An 18,394-nucleotide genomic window follows, 5' to 3' on the forward strand; every position below is an offset into this window, starting at 1 on the left:
CGGAGGTGATGAATATGCCACGCGTGATGGAGTCAAAAGACGCCATTTCTTCGAAAGAAGGGATGTTATATATCACGATTGATGGGAAGTCTTATGAATTTGCTGAAATCATCAAATTCGATGCAACCATTGAGTATATCAAAGCTGAGGTAAAGCGTGTGGGAGCGCGGATGAATGGAAGTAAAATTGTTGGTGCGAACGGCAAGGGAAATATGACGTATTACTATCATCGTCCAGAAATTCGTGCTATGGCATTAGAATATTTGAAAAGTGGAAAATCACCGATGTTTGATGCCATGTTGGTGAACGCAGATATTACAAGCGCGGCTGGAAAACAGACAGCTGTCATTAAAAATATTGTGCCAGATAGCACGTTGATTGCAAAGTTGGATGGGGATTCAGACGATGTACTGAAAGATGAAGTCTCATTCACATTTGACGATTTCAATTTGTTGGATCAATTCAAAACCATTAGCTAAGGAGGAGTTGGTTGTATGAGCAAGTTTAAAGCCTTTTTAAAAGGGAACGTGAAACCGTGCGAAAATGTTTCACTAAAACTGGACCGTTTCGAAGAGCCTATCATGCTCCGACCGTTGACTGCCGGTGAAGCCGATGCCATTAACGAACGCTGCTTTAAGTTTCGCCCAGGCAAAGGCGGCAAAATGGAACGAGTATTTGATGTCGTGAAGTACAATCGTGAAATTTGTGTAGCGTCGATCGTTTATCCTGATTTGAACGATCGCGAACTACAGGAGTCCTACGGAGTGTTAGGAGCGGACAAGCTCTTTTCTGAAATGTTCCTTTTGGGAGAAGCCAATCAGATCCTTGAAAAAGTCACTGAAATTTCAGGACTGGATAAGACGATGGACGAGGAGATTGAAGAAGCAAAAAACTAATTGAAGAAGGTGGAGAGGCGTTCTACGCGCATGTGGCTCTCCACCGTTTTCATTGGCGTCCGCATGAGTTTTTAGAAATGGACCGAAAAGAAAAAGCGTTTGTGATTGCAAGCATTCAATTAGAACTGAAGAAAGAAAAAGAGGAACATGATCGCATTAAAAGTAAAATAAGGGGGTGAGCGAATGGCTGGGGTTCAAACAACGTTAGCGCTAAACGATAAATTGACAGGACCGTTAATGAAAATGATTCGCGCGATGGATGCAACCATTCGCGTCATGGAAAAGATGGATGCAACCGCGAATCAATTGGATACAAAAGGGTTAGTAAAAGCGCGTAAAGCGATTACGAACGCATCGGCTGATTTAGAACGCTTGATTGTAGCTTCCAAACAGGCGGATAACTCTTTAACACCACTCCAGTCGAAGTTTACCAGTTTGCCTCCTCCAATCGGTCGAGCAACAGGTGCTGTTAAAGAGTTTTTTGGCGCATTTTTATTATCGACAGCAGCTTTTGCCGCCTTACAAGGGATTCAAACAGGAATTCAGTCATTCGTTCAATCATCAGACGCTTATGTTTCTACATCTGCACGTTTAGCTAACATCAATGACGGTTTGCAAACACAAGCAGAACTGCAAGAAAAAGTGTATCAAGCAGCTCAAAAAAGCCGGAGTGGCTATATCGATATGGCCAATTCCGTTTCTAAATTAGGATTGTTGGCAGAAGATGCGTTTAAAAACAATGATGAAATCATCCGATTTTCTGAATTGATGGGCAAGGCCTTCACTGTGTCGGGTGCATCTACTTTCGAACGGCAAGCGGGTATGTATCAGCTCACGCAAGCGATGGCAGCAGGAAAACTACAAGGCGATGAGTTTCGTTCCATCATGGAAAATGCGCCGTTGCTTGCAGAAGCAATTGCTGATTTCACCGGCAAAACAAAAGGTGAATTAAAGGAAATGTCAGCAGACGGAACGATTACGGCTGATATCATCAAAGCCGCACTCTTTAATGCGGCAGATGAAATTGAAAAGAAATTCAAAAACATGCCGTTAACATTTGGCGACGCCATGACCATGTTTAAAAACTGGGCATTTCGTGCATTTGAACCTCTGTTCATTCGGTTCAACCAGTTCGTGAACTCAGATGCGTTTGCGGTCATGGCGGAGCATGCCATGTTTTTTGTTAAAGTCTTTATTGCAGGGATGGACTTCGTCTTCGACACGCTTGAGTTTTTATACCGAGTGATCGGGGCAGTTGGTCGGTTTTTTGAAGAAAATTGGGCGTGGGTTGCGCCTATTCTGATTGTGATTGGATCGATTTTAGCTGGGATTGGTCTCATTTTACTCGGCCTTGCGGCGAAATGGTTGATAGTGCGAACAGCTACCCTCATGGCAGCAGCCGCAAAATGGGTATACGATGCAGCTATGCTTAGCTCCCCAGCCACGTGGGTATTGCTGGGGATTATTGCACTACTCGCTTTGGTCATTTACGCGACGGTAGCTTGGGCAGACCAAACGGCTGCGGTCATCGGGTTTATCACTGGATTGTTTGCGGCGCTAGGAGCTTTTATTTGGAATAATGTTTTAAATATATGGAATTTATTTGCGGCTTTGGCAGAGTTTTTGATTAATGTATTCATCGACCCGACATACGCAGTTAAGAAGTTATTTTATGACTTAGCGAAAATGGTCATTGATAATATGGCAGCGTTAGCTGGTTCTTTTGATAGTGCTGCAAATGCGCTGGCTCGAGCATTTGTTGCCGGAGCAAATATCGCAATTAGCGCAGTTAACGGCTTAATCAAAGTACTTAACAAAATACCAGGCGTAAACATTAGTACAGTTGGTAAATTAAGCGCTGGGTCGGTAAGCAATATCTCAAGTGGATTGAGAAACTTTGCTGCAAATCTCAAAGCTCCTACAAGTAGCAGAAATGTAGTCAGTATTCCGCGAATGAACTTAATGAGCATTCCTAATGCGTTTGCTGCAGGAAATGCAGCTGGTGCTAATGTCAGTAAGAGTGTGTCCAATAAACTGGCAGGGGTGCTGGATAAAGCGAAAAGTCTAATTCCTAACGGGAAAACAGATAATCCATTCAAGCAGCTGCCCTCTCAAACTCTTGGAAATCAAATCGCTAACAGTCCGGGGATGACCAATCCACTTGGAGATGAAAAAAACAAGAACCCTACTGGTGGGAAGCTCGATAAAATTGGGAAAATTGACGACGAGATTAATATTGCGGAAGAGGATCTGCAGGTATTCAAAGAGTTAGCAACGATCAAGTCCATTCAAAATTTCATCACCTTGACGCCGACGGTTCAAGTGCAAACCGGTGATATTCGGAATGAAGTGGACGTCAACAAACTCATTAGAAAATTCGAAGAAAGCATGGTCAACGAAATTGCGAGATCGGCTGAAGGAGTGTACTCGTGATGGAGCGAGCTATCTATTTTTCTATCAACGATCGTGAAATGTTTCGGTTGCCGATCAACCCCGAAAAAGTGAATGTGAAAACAGAAGGAGACGGGGAGGAGTTTACAATCGCATCGCTGGGGCGCGTAAACGTTCCGAAACACATGAAACTTGAAAGCTTCTCCCTTGAATCGTTTTTCCCTGCTCAACCCTCCCATTATTCGGGAACAACGTTTAAACAACCGAAATATTATATTGACTTGATTAAGAAGTGGATGGCAAATAGGCAACCGGTTCGCTACATCTATGTGAATGGTTCGTTTACGATCAACGAATTAGTCACGATCGAAAGATTTGAGTATGATGAATCGTTCGGTAGCGAGGATGTGAATTTTTCGCTTGAACTGAAAAAATACGTGCCATTCAGTCCGAAGAAAATGAAAGTAGTCAAACCGAAAACGACAACAGCGCCACCGCAAGTCGTGAAGAACACCCCGACGCGGCAAAACACGAAACCTAAACCGACAACATACACTCTGAAAAAAGGGGACAGTTTATGGAAGGTGGCGCAATATTACACAGGGAAGGGAAGCAACTATCCAGAACTGCAAAAATTAAACGGGATTAAAGACAGCCAATTGCGTAAACTTCCAATTGGTCTGGTGCTGAAGATTCCTCCGAGTTGGGTGAAATAAATAGTGGAAGTATTGATTGATAATCGTGATGGTACAGTGTGGGACATGCCGGTTTCAAGTGTTCAATGGAAAACAAATCGGATTGGCAAAGCAGGAACATTAGATGCGAAGTTAGTGCTAGAGGATCCAACGAAATTCCCGATTAATAGCGGAGCAGTGATTCGTGTAACAGATGGATCATACAAGATTTTCTACGGCTATGTGTTTGAAACAAGCTTTAATGCTAGTAGTGATTTCAGTGTGAAAGCATACGATCAGCTGCGATATCTCATGTACAATGACACGTTTGTGTTTTCTGCTACTACTGCCACGGCCGGTATAAAGAAAATTGCTGCCGATGCAGGATTAAAAATCGGAACGTTTGAAGAAACAGGATATAAAGTACCGGCAATGGTAGAAGACAATAAAAAAGCGTTGGATGTGGTATCAAAGTTTTTAGATTCTACCTTAATCGCAACCAATCGAAATTATGTGCTTTTTGATAATTTTGGCTCATTGGAATTACGAAATATCAATAACATGGCTATTCGAGCAGACGACTTCTATATTGGAGAAGAGAGTCTGCTTTTTGATTTTGACTATAAGAAATCGATTGACGATGAAACATACAATCGCATCAAATTGGTGCAGGATAACAAGGATACGGGCAAACGGGAAGTTTATATTGCTCAAGACAGTGCGAATATCGCTAAGTGGGGTAGACTTCAAGAATTCCGGAAAGTCGATGAGAAAATGAATGCGGCACAAATCAAGGATTTGTTAGACAAGCTGATTAAATTGCGGAATCGGGAGACGAAAACGCTAAAACTCAACTGCCTCGGTCATTGGAAAGTGCGCGCAGGATGTTTTGTATATATATATTTGAAGAAAATTGGCATCAAACAATATTTTCTCGTCGATGAATGCACGCATACCTGGGAAGGTGGCGTACACACGATGTCACTAGAATTGAAGGTGATCTGATGAGTTTAGTAGATTTGATTAAAACTGTTGCTGTGAAATCTGTGGAAGCGACAAATCCGGTTAATGTTTTGTTTGGCACAGTTGTATCCGAAAGCCCTCTTGAGATTCAAATACATCAAAAGTTGAGACTGACGGAAGATTTTTTAGTGATCACGGAACGTGTAGATCAGGCGAATGTAAGAAGGGGAGATAGAGTGGTTTTGCTGCGTGTGCAGGGCGGTCAGCAATTCATTGTTTTGGATAAGGTGGTGAAGTGATGGTTCTGCCTTCTGGAGATATTTTGCTCGAAGATTTGGAAGTGAACGATGCCTCTACTTTGCCTAGTAAAACTTATCGCTTGGACTTTGAAAACGGGCGATGTGCGGGGATGATTGATGGGCTAGAAGCTATCAAACAATCCATCTTCAAAATGCTAAGTACTGAACGTTTTAAACATCTAATTTATAGCGATGACTACGGCTTCGAAAACTTAACAGGGAAGGAAAGGCTTTTTGTCCAGGCGGAATTGCCACGAAGAATTGAAGAAGCCGTTCTACAGGATACGCGCGTCCTATCAGTTGAAGATATGAACATCCAATTCCAAGGAGATTCGGCTATCGCCTCATTCGTGTGTCAAACTGTATACGGAAAAATAGAAATGTCCAAGGAGGTGAACGGCATTGTTTGAGCATCAAACGTTTGAGGCTATTTTGCAAAGAATGCTCGACCAAGTGCCTGATGATGTTGATAAACAAGAAGGTTCCATCATTTATGACGCATTGGCGCCTGCTGCGATGGAATTGGCACAGATGTATACGGAGTTGGATGTTATTTTGCGTTTGGCGTTTGGTGAAACATCGACAGGTGAATATCTCAAACGTCGTGCAGCCGATTTTGGTGTTTACAAAAAAGAAGCCACATCTGCAATTCGAAAAGGTATATTTACTGACGAAAATGCGTCACCGTTCAACGTACCAATCGGAAGCCGATTTAGGCTTAATGATATGGTCTATGTAGCTACTGAAAAAATAGTAGATGGTCAGTTTCGTATGCGGGCAGAAACTGCAGGTAGTGTAGGGAATCAGGAATTTGGAAATCTGCTCCCGGTAGAACCAATTGAAGGGTTGGGAACGGCGATATTATCGGATGTTCTCATTCCTGGCGAGGATGAAGAGAGTGATGATTCACTTCGAAAACGATTTTTGCAAAAAGTACGAGAGCCTGGCACTAGTGGGAATGCAAATGATTATAAGCGATGGGCGACAGAAGTTGTTGGTGTTGGTGCGGCAAAAGTAACGCCTCTTTGGAATGGACCGGGTACTATAAAAGTAACGATTGTTAACAATGATATGCAGCCGGCAGCTAATGAATTAGTAGCACAAGTGAGTGAATATATCGAACAAGTGAGACCAATCGGAGCAACGGTGACAGTTGTTTCCGCAACAGGAAAGCCCATCGATGTTTCCGCAACCGTTGTTCTTGCGTCAGGATATACATTACAAGACGTACAAGATGTATTTGCCCAACAGTGTCGCAAATACCTGCAGGAAACAGCTTTTTCAACAACCTACGTTAGCTATGCGAAAATCGGAACTCTCCTGTTAAACACGCCAGGCGTAATCGACTACAGCGAGTTGACACTGAACGGCGGCACAGCTAATGTTGCGCTTCAAGATGACGAGGTGCCTGTTCTTGGTTCGGTTGTATTGGGGGTGTAGTGGTTGGCGTACCCGGAGAAAATTGACCAATTTCCAATCAAACTGAATAAAAAGCCCGACGGCAATCGGTATGCGATTGAAGAAGAAGTTGTTCCTGTCGATGGCGTGTATGAAGGGGAATTGCGCCATGACAACGTTGTGAAAGACACAGTCCGTGTGTATACAGGATCAAAAATGACAGGGAATCGCATCGACCAATTCGTTTTGTCGGTTCCGTCCGAACGCCCATGGCGCATGTCGATCAAAATTTTTGCGGATGTTCCGAAACTGTATGTTTCATACGAGACGCCCGGCGATACGGTCGAAGCTGATGACGTGAATGCTTTGCAGGATGCTATCACAGCCACACAAACGGAATTGGAGCGATACAAAGCCGAGGGGATTATCGACGGCGGAACATTTGTAAGGGGGTAAAAGAATATGCCGCAAACCATACGGATTAAACGAGGAACCAAGGCACAACTGGATGCATACGGTCCTTTGCAGCAAGGAGAAATGGGATTTTGTACAGACACAAAAGAAGTGTATATCGGAGATGGGACGCAAAACACATTTGTCGGCCGTGCCATGTCTGGGACTCTGGCGAATCGCCCGAATGCTTCGGCGGCTGGACGATTTTATTTTGCCACGGATGATGGGTATCTGTATTTGGATTCGGGAACGGCATGGCAACGAATCAGCGTGAAAAACCTCACCGACTTGAACGGAACCGTTGACGACATTGCAGATGGGACGAACTATGCAAAAGTGAAAAAGACTGATGTGACGAACGGTAGTGTCAATAAGGTTTCGGATGGCACAAAGACGGCCACGGCTGCCCAAATCCGAGACCATATCGACAATGCGACAATCCATCGCCAAATCAACGATTCCGGAACCGGCCCGACAGACCTTTGGAGCGCACAAAAAATCAGGAATGAGATTGAACTTGCGAAGCGCAACATTGAGCCGCAAGCGAGCGTGAAAAACCGCACCACTACAACGCCGCCAACTACACCGGCAGTCGGCGATCGATACATTATCCCATCTGGAGCGACAGGAGCATGGTCGGGACAGACGAACAAGATCGCGGAATGGAACGGTTCCACATGGGGTTTATACACGCCGCAAATCGGTTGGACGTGCTATGTAGATGATGAACAAAAGATTTATAGCTGGAACGGTACGGCATGGGTGCGAACCGGTGGCGCGCTGCAAACCATCACCGCCGGCAATGGTCTTACCGGCGGCGGTCAAGCGGATACAGTCACCCTGCACGTTGGGGCTGGAAACGGAATCAATGTTTTAGCTGATTCAATCGAAGTGAAGGCGTATCGAGGAATAACGGTCAATGCAAACGGTGTTGCGGCAAATATTGATGGTAGCAGCATTGTCTACGATTCAGCGAATGGAAACCGGCTCATGGTGGCGGTTGTCGATGGAGGAACGTTCTAAGGTTAGGGGTGACGGCCAATGCCAAGAAATGTACTCATCAAAGTTCGTCGAGGATTGGAGACCCAGCTTCCTACGCTTGATGTAGGAGAGCTCGGATACTGCACGGACACAAAAAAACTTTATATCGGAACAGCTGCCGGAAATCAGCTTCTACTTGCTGCTCAATCCGTTGGAGACATGCTCAAATCTATATACGACACGGATAATGATGGGGCAGTAGATCAAGCAGAAAACGCTGATACCGTGGACGGAAAACATGCAGCGGATTTCATGCCCAAAGGTCCAATCACCTGGAATCAACTGAAAGGGGTGTGATGAATGTACGGTCAAACTTTATATGGTACGACTCTTTTTGGAACAGATAATCAAGAAAATTCATTGCCATCCCAATCAGTTGACTTGTTTCAGTACCTTCCAGATTATTATCGTGTTATTCGAGAGTTTCAACAAATCATGAGTACAAAGGGAGAAGAACTCGGACAGCTTTTGTCTGAGATTAATAATCTGCCAAATCAGTTTTCCATTGATACAGCGACATGGGGATTGTCTTTTTGGGAGTCCGAACTTGGTCTTACTATTGACTCAACAAAGCCGATTGAGTGGCGCCGGGAACGGCTTAAGGCTAAACTTCGTGGAGCGGGAACTACAACAAAACAAATGATCATTGATGCAGCTGCAGCATTCAGTGGCGGCGAAGTGGATGTCATCGAATATCCGGCTGAGTACCGGTTTGAGGTGAAATTCATCGGTGTGAAGGGAATTCCGCCAAATATGGCGGGGTTTATTGAAATGCTCGAGCAGATCAAGCCTGCTCATTTGGCGTACAGCTTTAGGTACACATATACGGTGTGGGATGCAGTTAAAAATCTCACATGGAATCAAGCTCAAAATAAGACGTGGAACGAACTCAAAGTATACGATGAAGGAGTGTGAGAAAGATGCAGCTTACAGGGAACTTAGGTTTGAAAAAACCCGAAGGAACAGACGTCGTCAACATCGATGACCTGAATCAAAACTTTGATATTTTGGACGTTGAAGTAGTGAAAGTCGCTTCTCCTACCCAAAACGGACGAATGTCTGCGGCGGATAAAGCGAAGCTCGATGGTATTGAGGCTGGGGCGCAACGAAATACTATCACAAGTGTAAATGGGAAAATAGGAGCCGTTTCCCTCAGCGCTGCCGATGTCGGAGCAAGTCCGACAGGACATACACATACATTCGCAGAGATCACAAGCAAACCGACAACGCTGTCTGGGTATGGAATCACAGACGCTATTCCAGCGAGCCAAAAAGGGGCAGCCAATGGTGTTGCCACGCTTGACGGAAGCACGAAAGTTCCGGTTTCACAATTACCAACGGCAAGCACAAGCGCGGCGGGGATTGTTCAATTAGATGACTCTGTTTCAAGCACAAGTACAACGAAATCGGCGACAGCAAACGCGGTCAAACAGGTCAACGACGCTCTTGCTGCGCATTCGGCTGATACTGCGGCACATGGTATCGGGGATAAATCAGCTTTATTGACAAACAACAAAAGTACTCTCGTTGCAGCAATCAATGAACTTTTTACATCTGTCAGTAATGGAAAAAACCAAATCGCTGCCGCCATTACTGACAAGGGCGTTAGCGCAAGCGGCAGCGATACATTTGGTAGTTTAGCTAGTAAAATACAATCTATTACTTCGATACCAAACGAATTCAAAACAGGTGCATTTAAAACTAATTGGATATGCTCAAATATTTATACAGTTTTTGCAGATAGCAGTTACGATATAAGTGAATTATATATTTCACCTAATAAACGTTATATTCTTATGGTCGGTAAAGATATTGGTGGTGATAGCTTCAGAGCTGTAATATACGATACTGTTTTACAAGATATTGTATCGACTTTATCAACAACACTTACTGATTTGTGTGATTATGGTACAGGTATAGCAGATGATGGAACATGGATAATTGCTTATTCTAATAAAGTAAGAATTTACTCACTTGATGGAACTTATGCAGAAATAAGTATGTCTCCTACAGCATATGATATCCGATCTGCTAGTTTAAGTCCGAACGGTCAATATATTGCTATTATTTCTGAACGTGTATATCTAAGCGGTACTATTAATCCATATAAATATTATGTTGCATTATTTAAGAGATCATCAGGAAAAAACTACTATCAAATGGCGTCTTATACATCAGAGTGGCCTACTGCTATTTACAGTGCTGGTAGTATTTGTGTTAATAATTCAGGACGCTTATATTTTTCGGTAGATTATTATATGAATACTATGTCTAACACTGGCAGTGTAAGCAGTGGTATTATTGATAATTCTTTTAATACAGCTCAATCTTTTAAAGCAGATTTGAATACCGATAGAGTATTTTTAATAGGTAGAAATGGAACAAAAAAAATTGGTGGATTGTCAACTAGCTCTTATACAATATCATGGGAATATGCTTTTTCAACCAATGATACAGTATGTGGATTAACTGTGGATGGCGATTATGTATATGTTGCTGTGTATAATACTACTAAGAGAATAATGAAATTTAATAAATCAACAGGAACGCTTGTTGAAACAATTGTTTTTGATGACACTAGTGTTATTCCTATTTATTATGCACAACATGTTGAAAATGGTTTATTTATGATTATGTCAAATGAAAGCCCTGATTATGGACGAGCACAATTAGCTCAAAAATTATAGAAGAAAAGGTGGTCTATATGAAAGTGTTTTATAACGGTAAAATCGAAAATGGAATTATGACAGTAGAATTAACTCATTACTCACCTGACATGTTAGACGATGAAACGAAAAACAACGGAATTATTCTAGAATTTGTAAACGAAGAGCCAACCCCTGAATTTATTGAGGGGAAGCTTCCGATTAAAAAAATTAATGTGATTACAAAAGAATTATTTTATGATTATGTGGATTATATTAAACCAAAAACTGAAACAGAAATTATGCAAGAAAAAATTACTGAATTAGAAATATTAACAGGAAATTTAATGTTAGAGATTGCTACATTGAAAGCAGGAGGTGTTTCCTGATGTGGTTTAATACAATTAAACGATTCTATGATAACGGTCATCCATCCTATACGAATGAAAGTTTGAAAATCTTTGTGAAAACAGGCATGATCACAGCAGAACAATACGAAGAAATCACAGGTGAACCTTATACAGCGTAGGTTCTTTTTTATTGCGTTTTTGGACGATAATACGCAACAGTAAATAACACCTAGTAAGGTGTATTTTTTATGTCTTTTTTACAGAAAGAGAGGTTAAGTGATGGAACGATTCGAGGTTGTTTACAAAACCGGCGCAGCTGTAATCGGGGCTGTCGTCGGTTTTCTTTTTGGTGGATGGTCAAAAGTATTGATTTTGCTTATAACGTTAGTTGTCATTGATTATGCCACTGGATTTTTAGCAGGTGCAGTAGAGAGAAAGCTTTCAAGCAAAGTGGGCTTTCGTGGAATTGCTAAAAAAATCATGATTTTCGTCATGGTTGCGGTTGGACATCTCGTTGATACAGCGATTGGGACAAATCACATGTTTAGGGATGCGGCTATCTTTTTCTATTGCGCAAATGAGCTGGTATCTATTCTCGAAAATGCGGGGAGGATGGGACTGCCGGTTCCAGATAGACTACAACAAACCGTTGATATCTTGAAAGGAAGGGGGGAGAAAAAATGAAGATTGTTATTGACTTCGGCCATGGTGGTAGCGACCCTGGCGCGGTGGCGAATGGCTTGAGGGAAAAAGACTTAACGATGAAGATCGGTTTGATGATTGGCGACATGCTTTCTGACTATGAAGGTGTAGAAGTCATCTATACTCGTAGCGATGACCGTTACTTATCATTAGAAGAACGAGCAGCAATTGCAAATAAAGCTGGAGCAGACTTTTTCTTATCTATTCATATCAACGCAGGGGGCGGCACAGGCTTCGAAAGCTATATTCACAACGGCAACGTCAGTACAAAAACAATTGCGTATCAAAACGTGATTCATGCGGAAATCATGAAAGCTATTGGCAACGTCAAAGACAGAGGAAAGAAACGCGCAAACTATGCTGTTCTTCGTGAAACGAAGATGCCGGCGCTTCTGACAGAAAATCTATTCATCGACAACGCAAGTGATGCGACAAAATTGAAATCACAAGAATTCATTTTGAAAATCGCAAGTGGCCATGTGGAAGGTATCGTGAAAGCGTTCGGGTTGAAGAAGAAAAAGGAGGCAGTGAAGATGCCAGAACAAGCAAAAACGCAATACGACAAAGAAGTCGATGCAGCGTTTGAATTTTTGAAGCAACACGGGGTTGTGGCGCAAGATCGTCGTAATGAACCAGTGACACGTGCTCAAATGTTTTTGATGTTGCATCGATTTGCGAAAAATGTGTTGAAGAAATAGTTCCCCCTGCCGTTTGGCGGGGGATTTTTTTGTTTTTTGTAATTTTTTATATTAAAATGTAAAATATAGTAAAAAGAGATTGGGGGATATACCAATGAAATCAACAGGGGTTGTTCGTAAACTTGACGAGTTAGGTCGCATTGTTATTCCTATTGAATTACGCCGTACTTTAGGTATCGCTGAAAAAGACCCATTAGAAATTTTTGTTGATGATGAACTTATTATTTTAAAGAAATATAAACCAAATATGGCATGTCAAGTAACTGGCGAAGTTTCTGATAACAATCTTCGGCTTGCAGGTGGTAAAATTATTTTAAGTCGTGAGGGTGCGGAGCAATTGTTAAAAGAGATTGAGCAATGTTTATTAAATGTTAAGTAGCCTACAGCCTACTCCTTTGAGTAGGCTTTTTGTTCATAAAAAAGAAGGCGGAGTGATCCGCCTTATTGTTTTTCGTTTATGGTTAGAGTATTATCGTTGAGAAGGAGCAATCAAGGTATTATAAACCTGTTTGAAAGTTAACTTTACATGAGCAAAGTTAATGACAGGATCATTCGTCCCTTGGCTATAAACATAAATCGAGGTTTCCGAACCGACTAAAGCGATATCCGCTCCTCCTGATAACAGGGCTGTCATCGTTTTGTCGCCGCCCCAGGTTGTTTTTAAATCAATTTTTAACCCTTCCTCTTCAAAAAAGCCTTCAGATAGGGCAACATATTGTGGGGCGTAAAAAATCGAATGAGTTACTTCGGCGACACGCAATGTTTTTAGTTCTTCTTTTTGGCTGCAGGCAGTGATAGGAATCATGAGGAGAAGAGCGAGAGCGAACATCATAAAAAACTTTAACGATTTTTTCATAGCGGTATACCTCCTAATAAAAAATGAAAAACGAAGTCTACCATATCGTATGCATGGAGTGAAAATGTGTGAATGCCCAGAAAGGAGAGGAAAGATGGACGGAACGATTGTCGAAAAGCAGCGGTTTCCTTCGCCTAATCCGCATATTGACGTATATCTTGTTACATATATGTGCCAAGGCTTAAAAATTAAAGGGTTTTTGGCCGAACCGAAAGCATTCGGTATGTACGATGGGTTTCTCTATTTGCGCGGCGGCATTAAAAATGTCGGGCAAGTGCGTCTGGCGCGGATTACACAGTTTGCTGCAGAAGGTTTTGTTGTGATGGCGCCGTTTTACCGCGGCAATCAAGGCGGCGAAGGAAACGAGGATTTTGCCGGGGAAGACCGTTATGATGCATTGGCAAGTTTTAAAGTGTTGGAACATCATAAGAAAGTAAATAAAGAGCGAATTCATGTGTTTGGTTTTTCGCGCGGTGGAGCCATGGCGCTGCATACAGCGATTCTTGAACCGAAAGTACGTTCTGTTGTCGTCTGGGGCGGCGTGTCGGATATGGAGTTAACGTATTGGGAACGGCTCGATTTGCGCAGAATGATGAAACGAGTGATTGGCGGGACTCCTTCTAAATATCCAGAAAGATATAAGTGGCGCACACCGCTATACGAAGCAGAGCGGATTCAAGCGCCTGTGTTAATTATTCATGGAGAGAAAGACGAGAACGTGTCGGTGGAACATGCATATCGCTTAGAAAAACGTTTGCAAGAGTTAAATAAATGTGTTACAGCCTGGTATTTTCCTAAATTCACTCATTATTTTCCGCCAAAAGAAAATCGTGAAACAGTGAAAAGGCTTACAGAATGGATGAAAAGTCAATAAAAATCGTGATAGTATGTATACAGAAAAAAAGTGAAAGAGAGGGATTTTTATGGGAATGCCGTTGGAGTTTAATACATTAATTGTTACAAAAGGGAAAGAACAGCGGGTGGAGGAGAATACGTTTATTCTTGAAAAGGAAGGGTACCGGATTTATCCAATCAATATTCCGATTGAAGTAAGAAGAACGCTCCAAAGTGAAGCGAGCGGCCAAGCGGTAGTGCGAAAAATTGTGCTGGAAAATAATAAAACGGTTATTACGTATGAGTTAATCTCTTTAAATTCAATCAATTAGGACCGGATTTTAATAAATAAAAAAGCAGTTCCAATGATGGGGATCGGAACTGCTTTTTTATTAAGTTTACATGGCTGCTTCCACTTTTCTAGATGTCTAGCTCGGCTCGCAGTCGCTCGAGACATTTCGAATCCACACTGCGGCGGCAACAGCCTCCTCGGTGGCTTCGAAATGCTGGTCGCGACTAGGCGCTCGCCTCCGCTTTTCTTGATGTCTAGCTCGGCTCGCAGTCGCTCGAGACATTTCGAATCCACACTGCGGCGGCAACAGCCTCCTCGGTGGCTTCGAAATGCTGGTCGCGACTAGGCGCTCGCCTCCGCTTTTCTTGATGTCTAGCTCGGCTCGCAACGTGTCAACTGCTTGAATCAGCATCTTCGCGGACATGCGCCGAGTAATCGCAGGCGCAGCTTCCGGAAAATAACCTTCCTCCGTCGAAATGCAAGCATTTCTCGTCGGAAGAACATTTTCCTTCGGCGTTAAGCGCTCGCCTCCGCTTTTCTTATGCAATTGGTCCGCCTAGTTTTTCGATTTCCGGAGCAACGTTAGCGAATTTTTTGAAGTTTGCACGGAATTTGGCCGCAAGTTCCTTTGCTTTCGCTTCATATAAGTCTTTGTCTGCCCATGTATTTTTTGGCTGTAATACTTCATCTGGCACTCCAGGAACATGTAACGGAATTTCAAGGCCGAAAATAGGGTCTTTTACCGTTTCAACATTATTTAATTCGCCTTCAACAGCTGCCTGTACCATCGCACGTGTATATTGCAATTTTATGCGGCTGCCGACGCCGTACTCTCCACCTGTCCAACCAGTGTTTACTAAAAATACTTGCACATTGTGTTCATCGATTTTCTTGCCGAGCATTTCAGCGTAGCGTGTAGCCGGAAGCGGCAGGAACGGTGAACCGAAGCAAGTAGAAAACGTTGCCTGAGGTGAAGTAATGCCGCGTTCTGTTCCTGCTAGTTTGCTTGTGTAGCCGCTTAAGAAGTGATACATTGCTTGTTCTTTTGTCAATTTGCTGATTGGCGGCAATACGCCGAATGCGTCAGCTGTAAGGAAAATAATTGTGCTTGGATGGCCGGCAATGCTTGGGTCGACAATGTTATCCATCGCTTGGATTGGATATGCTGCACGCGTGTTTTCTGTTAATGTTGCATCGTCATAGTCGGCTATTCTCGTTTGCTCGTCTACAATCACGTTTTCTAATACAGAACCGAAGCGAATGGCATCAAAAATTTGCGGTTCTTTTTCACGTGAAAGATTGATACATTTCGCATAGCAGCCGCCTTCGATGTTGAACACACCCGAATTGGACCAGCCATGTTCGTCGTCACCAATCAAGCGGCGGTTCGGGTCAGCTGAAAGCGTAGTTTTTCCTGTTCCGGAAAGTCCGAAGAATAAAGCGACATCGCCCTCTTGTCCAACGTTTGCGGAACAGTGCATTGGCAAAATACCTTGTTCTGGAAGCATATAGTTCATAACGGAGAAGATGGATTTTTTCATTTCGCCGGCATATTCTGTTCCGCCAATCAATACGGTACGGCGCTCAAAAGAAATAATGATAAATGTTTCTGATTTTGTACCATCCACAGCAGGATCAGCTTTAAAGTTTGGAACGGAGATAACGGTAAATTCCGCTTCATGTGTTTGTAACTCTTCTTCTGTTGGGCGAATAAACAACTGATGCGCGAACAAGTTATGCCATGCAAACTCGTTTACGACTTGAATCGGCATGCGATATCTTTTATCCGCCCCTGCAAAACCTTTGAATACAAAAATTTCATCTTTACTCATTAAATAATCAATTACTTTATTATAAAGTTTGTCAAATACTTCTTCAGAAATCGGCTGATTTACTGCGCCCCAATCGATTTTATCTTTCACGGAAGATTCTTCTACTATGAATTTGTCTTTTGGGGATCTTCCGGTATATTTTCCAGTTGTTGCGCGAAGTGCGCCGGTAGAAGTAAGAATTCCTTCTTTGCGTTCAAGTGCTTTTTCTACTAATTGTGGTACCGATAAGTTATGAAGTGTGTTAGGCTGTTGCAGCAATGCGGCTAATTTATTTGTCACATCAACAGTGTTCATCTACAAAACCTACCTTCTTGTGATTTGTTTTAAAAATAGTATAACACATTTATTTTATTAGTCCATACTATTTATGGTGATTTTTATTTTTTATTTTACATTTATTTTCTCATTTCAGCCTGATAAAAATATGAAATTTTGTTAAAACATGATCTTCTTTAATTTTTTATTATGAGGAAAAAATCTCTATAAAAAAATTTGTCTAATTTTGTTGACTTTTTTTATATGATTACGTTATGATATCGTATTGAACGGATACTCTTATCCCGAGTTGGTGGAGGGACAGGCCCGATGAAACCCAGCAACCGTCACAGCATTATATATGTGAAATGGTGCTAACCTGTGGCAAGGCAGCGTCCTTGAACGATAAGAGTGAAAGGCGTGAAATGAAGGCAATTACCTTTCCTCGAAGTTGAAGGAAAGGTTTTTTATATGCTCATTTTTGGCTAAACAGTTAGCATTTTAACAAATAATAATAGGGAATGAGTACCGTGTCACCATAAAAGGACTGTCAATCGCCTTCGCTGATGCATTAAATGAATAAAAAGGAGGATAATTAGTATGTCAACAAAACGCCGTCTATTTACTTCTGAGTCCGTAACGGAAGGTCATCCTGATAAAATTTGTGACCAAATTTCTGATGCGATTTTAGATGCGATTTTAGCGAAAGACCCTAATGCCCGCGTTGCTTGCGAAACGAGCGTAACAACAGGTTTAGTGTTAGTAAGCGGCGAAATTACAACATCTACTTATGTGGATATTCCTAAAATTGTCCGCGATACGATCCGTGAAATCGGTTATACTCGCGCGAAATACGGTTTTGATGCAGATACTTGCGCTGTTTTAACTTCTATTGATGAGCAATCACCAGATATCGCAATGGGGGTTGACAAAGCGCTCGAAGCTCGCGAAGGTCAGATGACTGACGAGGAAATCGAAGCGATTGGGGCTGGCGACCAAGGTTTAATGTTTGGCTTTGCGTGCAATGAAACAAAAGAGCTTATGCCGCTGCCTATTTCTTTAGCTCATAAACTTGCCCGCCGTTTAGCAGAAGTGCGTAAAGAGGATATTCTTCCTTATTTACGTCCGGATGGAAAAACACAAGTAACAGTTGAATACGATGAAAACGGCAAGCCAGTCCGCATCGATACCATTGTTGTTTCTACGCAGCATCATCCAGAAATTACACAAGATCAAATTGTGCGCAATATTAAAGAACATGTGATTCAACCAGTTGTACCAGCGGAATTAATCGATGAAAATACAAAATATTTCATCAACCCGACAGGACGCTTTGTTATCGGTGGTCCACAAGGTGACGCTGGTTTAACAGGCCGCAAAATTATCGTTGATACTTACGGTGGTTATGCTCGTCACGGCGGTGGAGCGTTCTCAGGGAAAGACCCTACAAAAGTTGACCGTTCTGCTGCGTATGCGGCACGTTATGTGGCGAAGAACATCGTTGCGGCAGGACTTGCAGATAAATGTGAAGTACAATTAGCGTACGCAATCGGTGTAGCAAAACCAGTTTCCATTTCTATTGACACATTTGGCACAGGAAAAGTATCAGAAGATGTATTGATTGAAGTTGTTCGTAACAACTTTGACCTTCGTCCAGCTGGCATTATTAAAATGCTAGATTTACGTCGTCCAATTTATAAGCAAACAGCTGCTTACGGTCACTTCGGCCGCACAGATATTGACCTTCCGTGGGAACGCACAGACAAAGCGGAGACGTTAAAAGAACAAGCATTTGCTTTAGCGAAAAAATAAGTT

General features: G+C 42.4%; 22 protein-coding genes, 1 pseudogene and 1 riboswitch. Of the genes and pseudogenes, 21 read left to right on the forward strand and 2 right to left on the reverse strand.

Annotated features, from left to right (window positions below):
* The first annotated feature begins 14 nt into the window (after positions 1-14).
* The 18 genes from B0I26_RS05200 to B0I26_RS05290 all read left to right on the forward strand — a co-directional run bounded on the left by B0I26_RS05200 (position 15) and on the right by B0I26_RS05290 (position 12,889).
* On the forward strand, positions 15-479 hold the full coding sequence (locus tag B0I26_RS05200) for a phage tail tube protein (protein ID WP_111644406.1): 465 nt from the start codon (positions 15-17) through the stop codon (positions 477-479).
* A gap of 15 nt (positions 480-494) precedes the next feature.
* Positions 495-896 (forward strand): phage tail assembly chaperone, encoded by a 402-nt coding sequence (locus tag B0I26_RS05205; RefSeq protein ID WP_111644407.1) that lies wholly within the window; start codon positions 495-497, stop codon positions 894-896.
* A gap of 183 nt (positions 897-1,079) precedes the next feature.
* Complete coding sequence (locus B0I26_RS05215; RefSeq protein ID WP_111644409.1) at positions 1,080-3,329, forward strand: tape measure protein; 2,250 nt, start codon at positions 1,080-1,082, stop codon at positions 3,327-3,329.
* Positions 3,329-4,003 (forward strand): LysM peptidoglycan-binding domain-containing protein, encoded by a 675-nt coding sequence (locus B0I26_RS05220; RefSeq protein WP_111644410.1) that lies wholly within the window; start codon positions 3,329-3,331, stop codon positions 4,001-4,003. Before B0I26_RS05215 ends, B0I26_RS05220 begins: the two co-directional genes overlap by 1 nt.
* A gap of 3 nt (positions 4,004-4,006) precedes the next feature.
* Positions 4,007-4,966, forward strand: a complete 960-nt coding sequence (locus B0I26_RS05225; protein WP_111644411.1) for an XkdQ/YqbQ family protein — start codon at positions 4,007-4,009, stop codon at positions 4,964-4,966.
* Positions 4,966-5,223 (forward strand): DUF2577 domain-containing protein, encoded by a 258-nt coding sequence (locus B0I26_RS05230; RefSeq protein WP_111644412.1) that lies wholly within the window; start codon positions 4,966-4,968, stop codon positions 5,221-5,223. The genes B0I26_RS05225 and B0I26_RS05230 overlap by 1 nt, the downstream gene beginning before the upstream one ends.
* Complete coding sequence (locus B0I26_RS05235; RefSeq protein WP_111644413.1) at positions 5,223-5,633, forward strand: DUF2634 domain-containing protein; 411 nt, start codon at positions 5,223-5,225, stop codon at positions 5,631-5,633. Before B0I26_RS05230 ends, B0I26_RS05235 begins: the two co-directional genes overlap by 1 nt.
* Entirely contained in the window at positions 5,626-6,663 is a 1,038-nt protein-coding gene (locus B0I26_RS05240) for a baseplate J/gp47 family protein (RefSeq protein ID WP_111644414.1), read from the forward strand. Before B0I26_RS05235 ends, B0I26_RS05240 begins: the two co-directional genes overlap by 8 nt.
* A 3-nt stretch (positions 6,664-6,666) precedes the next feature.
* Positions 6,667-7,077 (forward strand): phosphoglucomutase, encoded by a 411-nt coding sequence (locus B0I26_RS05245; protein ID WP_111644415.1) that lies wholly within the window; start codon positions 6,667-6,669, stop codon positions 7,075-7,077.
* A gap of 6 nt (positions 7,078-7,083) precedes the next feature.
* Entirely contained in the window at positions 7,084-8,097 is a 1,014-nt protein-coding gene (locus tag B0I26_RS05250) for a DUF2793 domain-containing protein (protein WP_111644416.1), read from the forward strand.
* 18 nt (positions 8,098-8,115) lie between these two features.
* Positions 8,116-8,412: a hyaluronate lyase N-terminal domain-containing protein gene (locus tag B0I26_RS05255; protein WP_111644417.1), complete on the forward strand. Its 297-nt coding sequence runs from the start codon at positions 8,116-8,118 to the stop codon at positions 8,410-8,412.
* Between the two features lie 3 nt (positions 8,413-8,415).
* Entirely contained in the window at positions 8,416-9,030 is a 615-nt protein-coding gene (locus tag B0I26_RS05260) for a YmfQ family protein (protein WP_111644418.1), read from the forward strand.
* Positions 9,031-9,035: 5 nt separating this feature from the next.
* On the forward strand, positions 9,036-10,802 hold the full coding sequence (locus tag B0I26_RS18505) for a tail fiber protein (RefSeq protein ID WP_245934715.1): 1,767 nt from the start codon (positions 9,036-9,038) through the stop codon (positions 10,800-10,802).
* A gap of 17 nt (positions 10,803-10,819) precedes the next feature.
* On the forward strand, positions 10,820-11,149 hold the full coding sequence (locus tag B0I26_RS05270; protein ID WP_111644419.1) for a hypothetical protein: 330 nt from the start codon (positions 10,820-10,822) through the stop codon (positions 11,147-11,149).
* Complete coding sequence (locus tag B0I26_RS05275; protein ID WP_181502736.1) at positions 11,149-11,289, forward strand: XkdX family protein; 141 nt, start codon at positions 11,149-11,151, stop codon at positions 11,287-11,289. Before B0I26_RS05270 ends, B0I26_RS05275 begins: the two co-directional genes overlap by 1 nt.
* 100 nt (positions 11,290-11,389) lie before the next feature.
* Positions 11,390-11,794: a phage holin family protein gene (locus B0I26_RS05280; protein ID WP_111644421.1), complete on the forward strand. Its 405-nt coding sequence runs from the start codon at positions 11,390-11,392 to the stop codon at positions 11,792-11,794.
* Complete coding sequence (locus B0I26_RS05285; protein WP_111644422.1) at positions 11,791-12,510, forward strand: N-acetylmuramoyl-L-alanine amidase; 720 nt, start codon at positions 11,791-11,793, stop codon at positions 12,508-12,510. The genes B0I26_RS05280 and B0I26_RS05285 overlap by 4 nt, the downstream gene beginning before the upstream one ends.
* An 88-nt stretch (positions 12,511-12,598) precedes the next feature.
* A complete protein-coding gene (locus B0I26_RS05290) occupies positions 12,599-12,889 on the forward strand; it encodes an AbrB/MazE/SpoVT family DNA-binding domain-containing protein (RefSeq protein ID WP_181502748.1) in 291 nt (96 codons plus the stop codon).
* Between the two features lie 135 nt (positions 12,890-13,024).
* Here the strand turns inward: B0I26_RS05290 and B0I26_RS05295 are convergent.
* A pseudogene (locus B0I26_RS05295) lies at positions 13,025-13,410 on the reverse strand (ABC transporter substrate-binding protein); the annotation flags it as partial.
* Between the two features lie 50 nt (positions 13,411-13,460).
* Here B0I26_RS05295 and B0I26_RS05300 point away from each other — a divergent pair.
* Together B0I26_RS05300 and B0I26_RS05305 are read left to right on the forward strand one after the other, a co-directional pair.
* A complete protein-coding gene (locus B0I26_RS05300) occupies positions 13,461-14,240 on the forward strand; it encodes an alpha/beta hydrolase family protein (RefSeq protein WP_111644424.1) in 780 nt (259 codons plus the stop codon).
* A gap of 49 nt (positions 14,241-14,289) precedes the next feature.
* The gene (locus B0I26_RS05305) at positions 14,290-14,532 is read left to right on the forward strand and encodes a DUF2584 domain-containing protein (RefSeq protein ID WP_111644425.1); all 243 of its coding nucleotides are present in this window, start codon (positions 14,290-14,292) and stop codon (positions 14,530-14,532) included.
* A gap of 499 nt (positions 14,533-15,031) precedes the next feature.
* On the opposite strand, the gene pckA is transcribed toward B0I26_RS05305, so the two are convergent.
* Entirely contained in the window at positions 15,032-16,618 is a 1,587-nt protein-coding gene (gene pckA / locus B0I26_RS05315) for a phosphoenolpyruvate carboxykinase (ATP) (protein ID WP_111644427.1), read from the reverse strand.
* 258 nt (positions 16,619-16,876) lie between these two features.
* Positions 16,877-16,991: riboswitch (SAM riboswitch) on the forward strand.
* Between the two features lie 188 nt (positions 16,992-17,179).
* On the opposite strand from pckA, the gene metK reads away from it, so the two are divergent.
* Positions 17,180-18,391, forward strand: a complete 1,212-nt coding sequence (gene metK / locus B0I26_RS05320; RefSeq protein WP_111644428.1) for a methionine adenosyltransferase — start codon at positions 17,180-17,182, stop codon at positions 18,389-18,391.
* The last annotated feature ends 3 nt before the right edge of the window (positions 18,392-18,394 follow it).

Origin of the sequence: Paranoxybacillus vitaminiphilus, from assembly GCF_003259935.1 — a bacterium.
In the GTDB taxonomy this organism is placed as follows: domain Bacteria; phylum Bacillota; class Bacilli; order Bacillales; family Anoxybacillaceae; genus Paranoxybacillus; species Paranoxybacillus vitaminiphilus.